The organism is Streptomyces sp. NBC_00988 (assembly GCF_045162645.1).
Classification (GTDB): domain Bacteria; phylum Actinomycetota; class Actinomycetes; order Streptomycetales; family Streptomycetaceae; genus Streptomyces.
Genome location: NZ_CP108730.1, coordinates 10567649 through 10581352 on the forward strand (window position 1 = coordinate 10567649; position 13704 = coordinate 10581352).

9 protein-coding genes are annotated in these 13704 nt (G+C 70.8%); 2 read left to right on the forward strand and 7 right to left on the reverse strand.

From position 1 onward, the window contains the following. Positions 1 to 3: 3 nt before the first annotated feature. On the reverse strand, positions 4 to 990 hold the full coding sequence (locus OG496_RS47705) for an ABC transporter permease (RefSeq protein WP_405975345.1): 987 nt from the start codon (positions 988 to 990) through the stop codon (positions 4 to 6). A 112-nt stretch (positions 991 to 1102) separates the two neighbouring features. On the opposite strand from OG496_RS47705, the gene OG496_RS47710 reads away from it, so the two are divergent. Continuing rightward, on the forward strand, positions 1103 to 2785 hold the full coding sequence (locus OG496_RS47710) for an ABC transporter family substrate-binding protein (protein ID WP_405975346.1): 1683 nt from the start codon (positions 1103 to 1105) through the stop codon (positions 2783 to 2785). Positions 2786 to 2840: 55 nt separating this feature from the next. Here OG496_RS47710 and OG496_RS47715 read toward each other — a convergent pair whose 3' ends face one another. From OG496_RS47715 to OG496_RS47740, 6 genes are all read right to left on the reverse strand, one after another. Continuing rightward, positions 2841 to 4019 (reverse strand): IS701 family transposase, encoded by a 1179-nt coding sequence (locus OG496_RS47715; protein WP_405975347.1) that lies wholly within the window; start codon positions 4017 to 4019, stop codon positions 2841 to 2843. A 31-nt stretch (positions 4020 to 4050) separates the two neighbouring features. After that, positions 4051 to 6210, reverse strand: coding sequence for an AGE family epimerase/isomerase (locus OG496_RS47720; protein WP_366491811.1), 2160 nt, complete (start codon positions 6208 to 6210; stop codon positions 4051 to 4053). Position 6211: 1 nt separating this feature from the next. Next, positions 6212 to 8347 (reverse strand): glycogen debranching protein GlgX, encoded by a 2136-nt coding sequence (glgX, locus tag OG496_RS47725; RefSeq protein WP_405975348.1) that lies wholly within the window; start codon positions 8345 to 8347, stop codon positions 6212 to 6214. Between the two features lie 61 nt (positions 8348 to 8408). Further along, positions 8409 to 9119 (reverse strand): NAD(P)H-binding protein, encoded by a 711-nt coding sequence (locus tag OG496_RS47730; protein WP_405975349.1) that lies wholly within the window; start codon positions 9117 to 9119, stop codon positions 8409 to 8411. A gap of 56 nt (positions 9120 to 9175) precedes the next feature. Next, positions 9176 to 10510: an NDP-sugar synthase gene (locus tag OG496_RS47735; protein WP_366491808.1), complete on the reverse strand. Its 1335-nt coding sequence runs from the start codon at positions 10508 to 10510 to the stop codon at positions 9176 to 9178. A 173-nt stretch (positions 10511 to 10683) separates the two neighbouring features. Next, a complete protein-coding gene (locus OG496_RS47740; RefSeq protein ID WP_405975350.1) occupies positions 10684 to 11586 on the reverse strand; it encodes a YbhN family protein in 903 nt (300 codons plus the stop codon). 219 nt (positions 11587 to 11805) lie between these two features. On the opposite strand from OG496_RS47740, the gene OG496_RS47745 reads away from it, so the two are divergent. Then, positions 11806 to 13695 (forward strand): ABC transporter ATP-binding protein, encoded by a 1890-nt coding sequence (locus tag OG496_RS47745; protein ID WP_399390643.1) that lies wholly within the window; start codon positions 11806 to 11808, stop codon positions 13693 to 13695. The last annotated feature ends 9 nt before the right edge of the window (positions 13696 to 13704 follow it).

Consider the following 13704-nt stretch of genomic DNA (forward strand, 5'->3'; position numbering starts at 1 on the left):
CCGTCACGGCTGCCGTACCCGGGGATCGAGGAGCGCGTGCACGACGTCGGCCAGCAGGCCGGCGAGCAGCACGACGGCCGCGGCGAACAGGTCGATCGCCACCACCGAGTTGACGTCGCCCTTCTGCACCGAGTCGACGAGCCAACTGCCCATGCCTGGCCAGCCGAAGATCTCCTCGGTGAACACGGCGCCGGTGAACAGGGTCAGCATCCCGAAGGAGAAGAACACCGACACCGGGACGAGCGAGATCCGCAGCCCGTGCCGCAGCAGCGCCCGCCCCGGGGTGAGCCCTTTGGCCTGGGCGGTGCGCAGATGGTCGGCGCCGAGCACGTCGAGGGTCGCGGCGCGCTGGTAGCGGCTGTACGAGGCGATCGCGGGGATGGCCACGCAGATCGCCGGGAGGAGCAAGTGGGCGGCTGTGTCGCGTAGTTGGGCCATCCAGTCGCCCTGCAGCGCCGGGGTGTGCTCTCCCGTGTACAGGATGACCGTGCTGCCCGCGGCCCGGTTGGCCGCCAGTGCCCCGGTCTTGAGCAGCAGCGCCAGCACGAACGTCGGCACGCACAGCACCGCGAACGAGAACACCGTGAGCGCCCGGTCGCCCAGCCCGCCGCGCCGGACCGCCGCCCACACCCCCGCCAGCACCCCGATCGCCGTACCGGCCACCGTCCCCACCAGCAGCAGCCGTACGGACACCCCGACCCGGCGGCCGAACTCGGCGTTCACGGACTCGCCGTCGATGGTCATGCCCAGGTCGCCGTGGACGACCGCCCGGTCCGCCCAGTGTGCGAAGCGCTCGGGCAGCGGGGCGCGGTCGTCCATGCCCAGCCGGGCCAGCTCGTCGTCGACGACCCGGCTGGGCGGGGGCGGCTGCCGGCCCTCGAAGTAGGCGCGCGGATCGAGCGCCGTGGAGGCGAGGGCGTAGGTGAGGACGACGGAGGAGAGGAAGAGGATCGTGCAGTGGACCAGGCGCCTGAGGATCAGGGAGAGCATGGAACTCGTTCCGCTTCATGTGGGTGACACATCGTGATGTTAAGCTCCGGCTCCGCAATTCGCGTGACAGTTCGGGCAGTTGACGGTTCGTCCGCACTGGGAGGGCCGTTAGGTGGAGCGATTACGGGTCTGGTCCGCGTGGGTGGTGGCCTGCGCACTCACCCTCCTCGTGGCCGGCTGTTCCGGCTCCTCGGCCCCCGACCGGCACCCGGCCCTGCCGACGTACGGCACGTACGACATCAACTCCCGGCCCACGGACGCCCTTCGCTCGGGCGGGACGCTGACCCTGCCGATCGCGCAGATGGTCACGCAGTTCAACTTCGACCACGTCGACGGCGCGTTGGACGACGTGTGGACCGTCGACAGCATGACCGAGCCCCGGCTCTTCGCCCGTGACGTCAAGGGCGTCCCGCACGCGGTGCCCGAGTACCTTCTCTCCGTGTCCGTCACCGGCACCTCGCCCCAGGTCGTCACCTACCGGCTCAACCCGAAGGCCCGCTGGTCCGACGGAACGGCCCTGGGCTGGCGGGACTTCGCCGCCCAGTGGCACGCGCTCTCCGGCTCCGACCAGCGTTACCTGGTCGCCGACACCAGCGGCTACGACCGCATCGCGGACGTCCGCCAGGGCGCCGGCCCGCACGAGGTCCGCGTCACCTTCAAGCAGCCGTACGCCGACTGGCGCAGGCTGTTCACCCCGCTCTTCCCGGCCGCCGGCTACGACACCCCGCAGCGCTTCAACTCCGGCTGGCAGGGTCAACTGCCCATCACCGCCGGGCCGTTCAAGCTGGAGGCGATCGACAAGACCGCGCAGACGCTCACCTTCGTGCCCAACCCCCGCTGGTGGGGCACCAAACCCCGGCTCGACCGGATCGTCTTCCGCGTCCTCGACGCCGACGCCGCCCTCCAGGCCTTCCTGAACGGCGAGGTCGACGCGGTCAACGCCGCCACCAGCGAGGCCTACGCCCAGTTGAAGAAGGCGTCCGACAGCGACATCCGTATCGGTTCCGCGTGGGACGAGGTGCACATCACCCTCAATGGCGCCGGCGGCCCCCTCGCCGACCGGACCGTGCGCAACGCGGTCCAACAGGCCGTGGACCGCACGGCGTTGGCCGATGTCGCCGCCGAGGGGCTCCCGGTGAAGGTGCCGCTGCTCGGCAACCACTTCTTCATGACCAACCAGCCCGGATACACCGACAACTCCCGCCCGTACGGGAGTTACGACCCCGAGGCCGCCGCGCGCGCCCTGGACGCGGCGGGCTGGAAGAGCCCGGGCAGCGGGAAGACCCGGGTCAAGAACGGCCGTAGCCTCACCCTCCGCTTCGTGCTGAGCGAGGGCACCAACCGGCTCGGCGAGGACCTCGCCCAGCTCGTCCAGCACATGCTCGCGCAGGTCGGCGTCCAGGTCGTCATCCAGCAGGTGCCCGCCTCCGCCTACGCACCGCAGTACCTGGAGAAGGGCAACTTCGACCTCGCCATCTTCCGCTTCACGGGCCTGACTTATCCGAGTTCCGCCTACGCCATCTACCGCCGCCCCGAGAAGGGGCAGGCCTTCCAGAACTACGGCGGGGTCGGCTCGGCCGAGGTGGACGAGCTCCTCGCCCAGGCCGTCGGCACCCTCGACGAACGGGCCGCCGAGAAGCTCTACGACCGGGCGGACGCCGAGATCTGGAAGCTCGGCCACGACATCGAGCTGTACCAGCGGCCCCAAATCCTCGCCGTGCGCAAGGGGTTGGCGAACTACGGGGTGCCCGGACTCGGCGACGTCGACTTCAGCCGGGTCGGCTGGCAGAAGTGAGCGTGCGTAGGCCCCGTACGGACGGATCCGTACGGGGCCTACGTGCCGCGCGAGTTCAGGCACGTGCGCGGGTCAGCGCTCTCTCGTCGGCCTGCTGGCGCACCATGTCGTAGCCGAACGCGGCCGAGGCCAGCGTCACATGGTGGTGCCAGCCGCGGAAGGACCGGCCTTCGAAGTCGCCGAGCCCGAACTCCTCGTGCATCCGGCCCAGCGCCTGGTCGGCGAACCTGCGCAGCTGCGCCAGCGGCACGATCTCCGCGAGCCGGCGGGCCGGGAGGTTCGTCAGCCAGTAGGCGCGCGGCCGGGGCCGGCCGTAGGGCCAGTCCGCGAGGAGCAGCCGCGGCCGGGGGACCGCACCGGCGGCCGGGTCCGCGCGGAGCAGGACCGGGCCCGTCACGAACTCCGAGTGCCGCATGCGTTCGGTCACCGGGTCGTGCCAGGTCACCGAGGTGCGCTCACCGTGCCGGGCCGCGTGCCCGGCGAGTTCGGCGAGCGTGCCGCGCACCCCGGGGGCGGTGGCCTGCCGCCGGGGCAGCAGCACCGGGGTGTGCGGCGCGGCCTGCACGAGATAGCCCAGGCCCCGCGCTTCCAGACCGCGGAGCAGTGGGTCGGGGTCGCTCTCGCAGCGCCAGTCGGCCAGCACCGGCAGCGGTTCCAGGGACCACTCGTCGAGCATCTCGTCGAGTGCCTCCAGGACATAGCTCCAGCGTGGCCGGCAGCGTTCCTGCACTGGCACGTGGGCCTGGCCGCGCAGCCGTTCGTCGCGGTCCCAGCGGGCCGGCAGCATCAGCCGCCAGTTCACCGGGACCCCGCCGGCCTGCCCCACCAGCGAGGCGGCGAGGGCCAGTTGGCAGTTCACCGTCCGCTCCTGGGAGGGCGCGTACTGCCGGGCCACGCCCACCGACCGGTCGCCGTTCTTGGCGAAGACGACCTCGTCGACGGACCAGGCCTCGGCCCGCGAGGCCCGCACCACCTGCCGGGCGAGCCGCCCCCGTACAGGGGCGGACGCCCACGGACTCTGGTTCACGAACTGCTGGATCTGCTGCACGGCCCGCCTGCCGAGCACCTGCTCGGAGATCCGGGCGGGCGTCTTGCGCCCGGGCACGTCCAGCAGCCCGCGCACATACACCTCGCCCCAGCGCCGCTGGTCGGCACGGGTGAAGTCGCCGAACAGGTCACGGCAGTAGGCGGGGAGACCGGCGGAGGTCCCCGGCGGTGCCCCCGGGGCGCGCATCGGGGGTAATGGGAGGGTGAAGGTCGCGAGTTCAGTCATGGTTGCACTCGTCACCCCCAGCCAGCAGGAAGGCGTCCGTCGCGAGCAACGCGTCCGCCACGTCCGGCAGCGCGCAGCCCACGATGACGAAGTCGACGTCCAGGCCCGCCTTGGTGCGCTGGAACAGCAGCTCGTTGATGGCCGGCCGGCACATGCCCCCGACCTCGCAGAGATGGAACTCCACCCGGCGCGGGGTCGCGGCCATGACCTCGGCCAATATGCGGCGGAACTTGCCCAGTTCGGCCGCGTCGATCACCCCGTGGCAGACGACGTGCGCGGTGCCGCCGTCGAACGTGGTGCGCATCCGCAGCCGCATTGCGGCCGGCTCCAGTTCGACGCGGACCCGGACGGGTTCGTCGCCGCGCGGCAGCCGGACGGTGAGGGCCTTGCCGTCGAAGTCCTGGTGCGGCTGGTCGTCGATCCACACCCGGGTCAGCTCCACGGTGCCCGCGGGCAGCAGGTCGGGCGCGACGCGCAGCACCCGGTCCGGGAGGTCCTCCGGGCGGGGCTTGAAGTGCAGGGTGATCGGGTCGTTGCTGAGCAGCAGCCCGGTGTAGGTGGCCGCGAGGTAGCACAGCTCCAGCGCGTGGTAGCCGGCCATGGCGTGGCTGCCCTTGAGCCGCTCGGTGCCCAGCAGGTACGGGATGCCGCTGGCGAGGACGTTGAAGTAGACGCCGCCGTCCTGGTAGTCGAGGAAGAAGGCGTTGTAGAACGCCGCCGCCTCGCGCCCCAGCCGCAGTTGCTCCGGGTCGCCGGTGGTGCCGGCCAGGATCAGATAGGCGAGGATCGCCTGCTCCTGCTGCCACCAGGCCTTGCGGTCGTGCCAGACCATGCGGTGGATGCCGCTGTCGGGGTCGGGCTGCCGCTCGACCACGTCCAGCCAGCCGCCGCGCAGCCCGTCGCTGCCCACCGCCGGCATGATCTCGGCGATGTGCTCGGCGGTCGTGGCGTACTCGGTCTTGTCGAACAGGGACTTGATGCGGGTCAGGTTCCAGGCGATCTTGAGGTTGTGGCCGACGACCGCCCGGTCCTGCTGCCAGCCCCAGGTCCGGTCCGGACTCCAGTCGGCGTGGAACCGCTCCTGGACGAACGGGCTGTTCGGCTCGTCGGGGAACCGCTCCACGATGGTGTCCGCCGTCTCCTCCAGCAGCGCCGCGAAGTCCGCGCGGCCCGTGGCGAGATAGGCGTTGATCAGGTACGCCGGGGCGTGGTCGCCCACCGAGTTCCAGTTCTTGCGGGCCCGGTTGCGGCCCAGCGAGTCGGCGTTCGGGTCCAGGGTGATCGGGTCGATGTGCGAGAAGAACCCGCCGCGCACGGGGTCGCGGAAGTACTTCTGGAACAGGGCGGACGTCCGGTCGATGTCCTCCAGGATCCGCGGGTCGCCGGTGATGCGGAACGTCTGGGTGGGGCCGGCGAGCGCGTAGATCTGCTCGTACATCGGGATCGCGTCGAAGTCGTCGCCGAACTCCGAGGCGAAGACCGGGCGGTGGCCGGACGAGGTGATGTCGATGCCGTGGTACCAGTAGGTGATGCCGTCGGCCACGTCGTCCACCCGCATGTGCTCGCGCAGGTACAGGGTGCCGGCCTCGGCCGCCTCCAGGAAGCGGTCCTTGCCGGTCAGCAGGTACGCCGTGGACAGGCCGTAGACGAGCCGGGAGATGGTGTCCGTCTCCTGGCGCACGTCCCCGCCGGCGAAGTCCGGCAGATGGGTGCCGCTGAGCGTGAGGTGGGTGCGGAACCCGCGCCAGTCGTACACCCCGTCGGGGAACTGGCCGCGCAGATAGAAGTCGGCGATGGCGGTGGCCTGTTGGACCCACCAGTTCGGGTGCTCGAAGACGTACTGGCCGCGCGTCTCCTCCGGGAAGGTGATCTCCTTCGCGTCGAACCGGGAGCCGCCCTCCCACTCGTAGAGGATGCCGTACGCGAAGACGAACCGGCCCTCGGCCAGCATGTCGACGGTGTCGGCGGTGGTGTCGCGGTAGTCGTCACCGAGGTTGCGGACGATGCGGGAGACGGCGTTGGACGCCAGGTGGACGGTGAACTCCCGTTCGTCGGAGGTGCGCAGGCCGAAACGGCGGCCGGTCGGGCTGTAGTACGTGACGTAGCCCGCGAGGGTGTCGGAGTGGATGCGTCGTTGGGCGGGTGTACTCATCTCAGGTGCCCTTCTCGTCGGGCAGGGCCGCCAGCAGGACGACGCTGCGGCCCTGGGCGTGGTGGGTGGGACCGTCGACCAGCTCCTCTTCTCCGGGCGGCGGGATGTCGTCGGGGCCGGGGCGGGCCGTGTCGAGCACGCGGTGCCAGCGGTGACCGGGGATCTCGGGCAGCTCGAAGTCGAGGCCCAGGTGGTACATGTTGAGGATCAGATGCAGATCCGGGTCTCCGTCGAAACCGCCGTACGTGCAGGCCAGCACCCGGGCGTTGGGGTCCTCCCAGCCGGGTTGGTCGAGCCGGGTGCCGTGCCACGTGATGTCGGGCAGGGAGCGGGAGTTGAGGCGTTCGGAGAAGAACTGCGGTTCGCGCAGGGTGCGATAGCGCTTGCGGAGCTGGATGACCCGCTGAGTGAAGCCGGTGGTCTCCTTCTCCTTCCTGGCCTGGTTCCAGTCGAGCCAGGAGACCGGACTGTCCTGGCAGTAGCCGTTGTTGTTGCCGCCCTGGCTGTTGCGGAACTCGTCGCCCGCCAGCAGCATCGGGACGCCTCGGCTGAGCATCAGCAGGGACAGCAGGTTCTTGATCTGCCGTACCCGCAGGCACTCGACGTCGGCGTCGTCGGTGGGGCCCTCGACACCGCAGTTCCAGCTGTAGTTCTCGTCGGCGCCGTCGGCGTTGGCCTCGCCGTTGGAGTGGTTGTGCTTGGCGTTGAAGCTGACCAGGTCGTTGAGGGTGAAGCCGTCGTGGCAGGTGATGAAGTTGATGCTGTTGGTGGGGAGTTCGCCCTGCGCGGCGAACAGGTCGGCGGAGCCGCCGAGCCGTGAGGCGACCTCGCCGACCATCCCCGCGTCACCGCGCACGAACCGCCGTACGTCGTCCCTGAATGGACCGTTCCACTGCGCCCAGCGCTTCCCCGGGAACCGGCCGACCTGATAGAGGCCGCCGCCGTCCCACGGCTCCGCGATGATCTTCGTCTCGGCCAGCACCTGCGACAGCTCGATCGCCCACAGGGCCGGCGGCACCGCCATCTCGTAGCCGAGCGGGCCGCGCGAGAGTTCGGAGGCGAGGTCGAAGCGGAAGCCGTCGATGTGGTGCTCGGTCACCCAGTACTCAAGGCTCTCCACGATGAACTTGGTGACCATCGGATGGTTGGCGTTGACGGCGTTGCCGCACCCGGTGAAGTCCATGTAGTGCGAGCGGTCCTGCGGCCACAGGTGGTAGTACGCCTCGTTGGCCGCGCCCCGGAAGCTGATCGTCGGCCCGAACTCGTTGCCCTCGCTGGTGTGGTTGAAGACCACGTCGAGGATGACCTCGATGCCCGCCTGGTGGAACGCCTTCACCATGTCGCGGAACTCGGTGATGTGCGTGGCGAGATGGGGGCTGGAGCAGTAGCCGGTGTGCGGGGCGAAGAAGCCGTAGGGGTCGTAGCCCCAGTAGTTGCGGCGCGGGGTGCCGTCGGGTCCGGTGCGCAGGACCTGGGTCTCGTCGAAGTCGAAGACCGGCAGCAACTCCACGGCGGTGACGCCGAGTTCGCGCAGGTGCGGGATCTTGTCGATGACGGCGGAGAAGGTGCCGGGACGCTCGGCGTCCGAGGTCGGCGACGCGGTCAGACCGCGCACGTGCATCTCGTAGACGACGGTCTCCGCCATCGGGGTGCGCAGCGGGGTGTCGCCCTCCCAGTCGTAGTCGTCGAGGTCGACCACCAGACTGCGCATGCAGCTCTCGACGTTGTCGCCGGGGCCGATCGCGTGGGTGCGCTCCCAGCGGCCGTTGATGTTGGCGCGCGCGTACGGGTCGAGCAGCACCTTGCGGTGGTCGAACCGGGTGCCCAACTCGCCGTTGTCACGCGGCCCGTCGATGCGGAACGCGTAGACCTGCCCTGCGCCGATCCCGCTGACGTGGCAGTGCCAGAAGTGGAAGCTGCGGTGGCGGTCGGGGAGCAGGGTGATGGTGCGGTACGGCTGCGGGCTGTCGCAGTGCTCGAAGAGCAACAGGTCGACCCGCGTGGCGTGTTCGGAGAAGAGCGAGAAGTTGACACCGTCGGCGTCGACGGTGGGGCCCAGCGGCTGTGGCCGCCCGGGGGTGACGTCGGAGGGACGGCCGCCGGGGGATCCGGTGGCCTCGTCGGGGCGTAAGGTCATCTGTTCTGTCATGGCATCGGTCGCAGAGTCCGTCGGGGTGTCGTACACATCGGTGGCCACCTCAGGTGAGTGCGGCCCGGGCCGCGGTCGGGGCGTCGGCGCGGAGGCCGCCGAAGAGTTCCTGCCAGGGCACGGGAGTGGCGCCCGGTCCCGTCTCGCTGCGCATCTCGAAGGTCACGCCCTGGGCGGCGGGGGAGTACAGCGCCTGCACACAGGCGTCGGCGACGAGCGGGCGGGCCACCCGGCCGTCCCCCAAGTCGCCCTGTTCCAGGTGCAGATGACCGTGGTCGGGCTCGTCGGTCAGCCAGCCCGGCCGGATCACGGTGTACGGCAGCCCGGAGGAGCGGACCGCGTTCTCGCCGGCCAGCCGCCAGTCCAGCATCCGGCCGTAGGCGTTCATGGGGTGGTCGCGGCGGGTCACATGGCGCTGGCTGACCAGCACGACGTGCGGGGCCGCGGCGGTGGAGCGCAGGGCGTCGAGGACATGGCGGACCCCGGTGTGCAGGGTGGTCTCGGGGCTGTCGGGTCCGGCGTCGTCGGTGCCCGGCTCCACGATGTAGACGACCGCGGAGCAGCCGTGCAGCGGGGTGCGGACGGAGTCGGGGGAGCGCACGTCGGCCGCGAAGAACTGGGCCTGCGGCGGCGTGTGGCGGCGGGCGCGCTGGGTGCTGCGGCCGATGACGCGGACGCTCTCGCTCCGGGCGAGCAGTTGACGGGCGACGAGCCGGCCTGTGCGGCCGGTTCCTCCTATGACGGCGATCGGGCTGTCCATCGAGATCTCCACGGGGGCTGCGGAAGAGCCGGAAAGTGCGGGGGAGTTGGGGGCGCTCAGATCCAGTGCAGGATGTCGTCGGAGCTGGTCAGATGGGTGCCGGTGGGCAGCCCGGTGAGGGCGGGCACCCGCAGCCGCGGATAGACGCTCACCCCGGACAGCCGGGTGCCGGGCCGCAGATCGGCGGCCTCGCCGATCGCGGAGTGGACGAGCCGGACCGGGTTGTCGCGCTCGGAGTGCACACGCGCCATCGGGCCGACGTACGAGTCGGTGATGCGGGCGTACGGCCCGACGACAGCGCTGTCGCCGATCGCCGTCCGGCTGAGCCGGGCGCCCTCGTCCACGTCGACACCGTCACCGATGTCGCTGAACCGCAGCTTCACACCCGGCCCGATCTCGGCGTTGCGCCCGATGCGCACGGCGGGCCCGATGACCACACTGCCCTCGGAGATCTTCTGCGCGAGGGTGGTGCCGGTCACGCTGTCCTTGGTGCGCAGGCTGGACTCGTGGATCCAGTACGGCGGGTCGGTGCTCGTCGGTTCGCCCATGGCCCGGGTCATCCACCGGTAGCGGCCGCCGAGCACGTCGCCGAGGGTGGCGAGGTAGTCGGCGATGCTGCCGAGGTCGCCGAGCCGGTCGATGGGCGCGGCGGCGACCGGCAGCCCGCGCCCGACCAGCCAGGGCAGCAGGTCGCCGCCCCAGTCGAGGCGCTGCTGGGCGAGCCGGATCATCTCGGGGTTGCGCGCGGCCAGCCGCAGCCGGCCGCAGTCCACCAGGTACATCCCGGCGTTGGTCGGCAGGGCGCGGACGGAGGAAGGCAGCGATGTCTCGGGAAAGATCCGGTGGACGCGGTCCAGGGTGGGCTTCTCCACGAACCCCGAGACCAGTCCGTCCGGGGAGGTCTGCATCACGCCGTACTTGCCGGCGATCTCCTCGGGGGTGCGGCCGACCGAGGCGACGGTCACGACGGCGTCGGCGGCGTCGTGCGCGTCGTTCAGCCTGTTCAGGTCGAACTCGAAGACGGAGTCCACCGGCAGCACCAGGGCGCGGCCCGTCAGGTCCCACTGTTCGAGGTTGTGCAGGGTGGCGGCGCCCGATCCGACGTTGTACCGGTCGAGGCGGGCACGGGAGTAGTGGATCTCCACGCCGAACCGTTCGCCGTGGCCGAGCACGAGCTTGATCTGGCTGTGGTTCTCGGCGCCCTGGGCGATCACGTAGAAGCGGCGGATGCCCTGGTCGCGGCAGGCCTCGACGAGCCATTCGACGACGGAGCGGCCGACGAACGGGATGAGGGCCTTGCTGCGGATGTAGTCGGCCGAGGCGAGGGTGAGCGGCTTGGCGCGTTCGCCCCTGCCTCCCGCCAGGATGATTCCTAACGTCTCGTCCCCCATGAAAGTCCTGCCTCCTCGGCTGACAAATCAACGCTCTTCAGTCAACTCGTGCTGTCATGTGGAGTCAAGTAAAAAGTAAAACAAGGTAGTTGGGGCGAACGCGAAGAAGCCCCGGCCGATGTCTCGACCAGGGCTGATGGTTCTTTACAAGAATGTTCGAGCGGACCCGGGAGTCAGATGACTCTCAGCCGGACCAGTGCGCCGAGCGTCAACGCGCCCGGAATGATGGGGATCCAGACGGTGATGATCCGGTACGCCAGCACCACCGCCGTGGCCACCGCGACCGGGCCGCCCGCCGCGACCAGCGCGATGATGAGCGCGGCCTCGACGGAGCCGATGCCGCCGGGCGTCGGTATCAGCGCGACGGCGACCGTCGCCGCGAGGTAGGCGACGACCATGGACGCGGGCGGCACGGGCAGCCCCAACGCCAGCCCCACCGCGACGAGTCCGGCCGCCTGGAGCGAGGGGAAGGCGAGGACACCGCCCCACAGGGCGAGCGCGCGGGAGGGCCGGGTGTGCACCGACCTGGCCTCGCCCAGCGCGGAGCGCACGAAGGCGATGACGGCGGTGCGGAGCCTGCGGGCGAGCAGCAGCACCAGCACCGCCGCGCACACCACCAGGCCGATGCCGAGCAGCAGTGGACCGACCGCCCCGTGCGGGAGCAGCGAGCCGATCTCCAGCGCGTCCGGGAAGGCGACCAGCAGCGCCAGCAACAGGCCCACACGGGCGACCGACTCGGCCAGCAGATAGAGCGCGACGGCGGCCGAGGAGCGTGCCAGCGGCACCCCGCACACGGCCATGAACCGCAGGTTGACCGCGCTCGCGCCGAGCCCCGTCGGCAGCAGGTGGTTGGCCGCGCCCGCCGCGAACTGCGTGGCCAGCAACCGGCGCACGGGCAGTCGCTCGACGAGCGCGCCCTGCCGTCCGGCGGACGCGGCGACCCAGGTGCCGCAGGTCGCGGCGGCCGCGGCCAGCAGCCACGGCCAGTCGGCATCCTTGAGGTGACCGAAGCCCTCGACGAGCACCGGCCAATGGCGCACGGCGATCCACAGCACGAGCGCGAGCGGGACCAGCATCAGGATCTGCCGGACGGGAAGACGCCTGAGGCCTCGGGGAATGCGTACGACCATCACATCCGGAGAGGGTCCCCAGGCCACGACAACTGCGGGTTGCGGCAGCGGGGACAGTTCCTTACGCGCGCCCCTACACGAGCCCCCGCACTCGTCCCCGCACGGCGATCCGGCGAATCCGTTGACCTCAACGACGCTTGAGGTCCTACCGTCTCTCCCATGAGCATGGAGAGCACGGCCTGGACCCAACTGCACACCGTCATGACCGCCGAACAGGAGCGCCGCCCGTTCGCCCGCGCCACGCTGCGCCGCATCGCGGAGTTCGCGCGACCGCACCGCCGCCCGATCGCCCGCTTCGTCCTGCTCGGGGTGGTGACCGCGCTGCTCGCCGTCGCGACCCCCGTCCTGGCCGGACATGTCGTCGACGCGATCGTGTCGGGCGGCGACGACGGGACCGTCGTACGCCTCGCCCTGCTCATCGCCCTGATCGCGGTAGCCGAGGCGGCCCTCGGGATCCTCGGCCGGCGGCTGTCCGCCGCGCTCGGGGAGGGGCTCATCCTCGATCTGCGGACGGCTGTGTTCGATCATGTGCAGCGCATGCCGGTCGCGTTCTTCACACGTACCCGTACGGGAGCACTCGTCTCCCGGCTCAACAACGACGTCATCGGCGCCCAACGCGCCTTCAGCAACACCCTGTCCGGAGTAGTGAGCAACTTCGTCACCCTGCTCCTCACTCTGGTCGTCATGCTCACCCTGTCCTGGCAGATCACCCTGCTCGCGCTCGTGCTGCTCCCGGTGTTCGTGATTCCGGCCCGCCGGATGGGCAGCCGGATGGCCGGCATGCAGCGCGAGGCGGCCACGCTCAACGCCGCGATGAGCACCCGCATGACCGAACGCTTCTCCGCGCCCGGCGCGACCCTCGTCAAACTCTTCGGCCGCCCCGACGAGGAGTCCGTGGAGTTCGCGGACCGTGCGAGCCGGGTCCGCGACATCGGCGTCCGCTCGGCCACCGCCCAGTCGGTGTTCATCACCTCCCTGACCCTCGTCTCCGCCCTGGCCCTCGCCCTCGTCTACGGACTCGGCGGCTGGTTCGCCCTGCACGGCACCCTGGAGCCGGGCGCGGTCGTCTCCCTCGCCCTCCTCCTGACCCGCCTCTACGCCCCGCTCACCGCCCTCGCCGGAGCCCGCGTCGAGGTGATGAGCGCCCTCGTCAGCTTCGAGCGCGTCTTCGAGGTCCTCGACCTCAAGCCCCTCATCGAGGACAAACCCGACGCCCGCGAGATCCCCGAGGGCCCGGTCGCGGTCGAGTTCGACGAGGTCCGCTTCGCCTACCCCTCCGCCGACAAGGTCTCCCTCGCCTCACTCGAAGAGGTCGCCTCCCTCGACACCCGCGGCGGCGCCGAGGTCCTGCACGGCATCTCCTTCCGCGCCGAACCCGGCCAGACCATCGCCCTCGTCGGCTCCTCCGGCGCCGGCAAGTCCACCGTCGCCCAACTCCTGCCCCGGCTCTACGACGTCGACGAAGGCGCCGTCCGCGTCGGAGGCGTCGACGTCCGCGACCTCACCGCCGCCTCCCTGCGGGCCACCCTCGGCATGGTCACCCAGGACGGCCACCTCTTCCACGACTCGGTCCGCGCCAACCTCCTGCTGGCCCAACCCGCCGCCACCGAGGACGAGTTGTGGGACGCGCTGCGCCGCTCGCGCCTCGACGATCTCGTACGGTCGCTGCCCGACGGCCTGGACACGGTCGTCGGCGAACGCGGCTACCGGCTCTCCGGCGGCGAGCGCCAACGCCTCACCATTGCCCGGCTGTTGCTGGCCGGCCAGCGCGTCGTCATCCTCGACGAGGCCACCGCCCACCTGGACAACACCTCGGAAGCGGCCGTCCAGGAGGCGCTCGCCGAGGCGCTGCAGGGCCGCACGGCGGTGGTGATCGCGCACCGGCTGTCCACCGTGCGCTCCGCCGACCAGATCCTCGTCGTCGAGGCGGGCCACATCGTGGAACGCGGCACGCACGACCAACTCCTCGCCACCGGTGGGCGGTACGCCGAGCTGTACCGCACGCAGTTCGAGAAGCAGCCGGAGATCGGACCGGTCCAGGAAGCGGTGGTGTGACGGCGGAGC

Excerpts from the sequence above, each read along its gene's own strand:
- OG496_RS47745 (WP_399390643.1), top strand. The coding sequence starts at position 11,806 with ATGGAGAGCACGGCCTGGACCCAACTGCACACCGTCATGACCGCCGAA.
- glgX (WP_405975348.1), bottom strand. The coding sequence starts at position 8,347 with ATGACCTTACGCCCCGACGAGGCCACCGGATCCCCCGGCGGCCGTCCC.
- OG496_RS47730 (WP_405975349.1), bottom strand. The coding sequence starts at position 9,119 with ATGGACAGCCCGATCGCCGTCATAGGAGGAACCGGCCGCACAGGCCGG.
- OG496_RS47740 (WP_405975350.1), bottom strand. The coding sequence starts at position 11,586 with ATGCTGGTCCCGCTCGCGCTCGTGCTGTGGATCGCCGTGCGCCATTGG.
- OG496_RS47715 (WP_405975347.1), bottom strand. The coding sequence starts at position 4,019 with ATGCGCGCCCCGGGGGCACCGCCGGGGACCTCCGCCGGTCTCCCCGCC.
- OG496_RS47705 (WP_405975345.1), bottom strand. The coding sequence starts at position 990 with ATGCTCTCCCTGATCCTCAGGCGCCTGGTCCACTGCACGATCCTCTTC.
- OG496_RS47735 (WP_366491808.1), bottom strand. The coding sequence starts at position 10,510 with ATGGGGGACGAGACGTTAGGAATCATCCTGGCGGGAGGCAGGGGCGAA.
- OG496_RS47720 (WP_366491811.1), bottom strand. The coding sequence starts at position 6,210 with ATGAGTACACCCGCCCAACGACGCATCCACTCCGACACCCTCGCGGGC.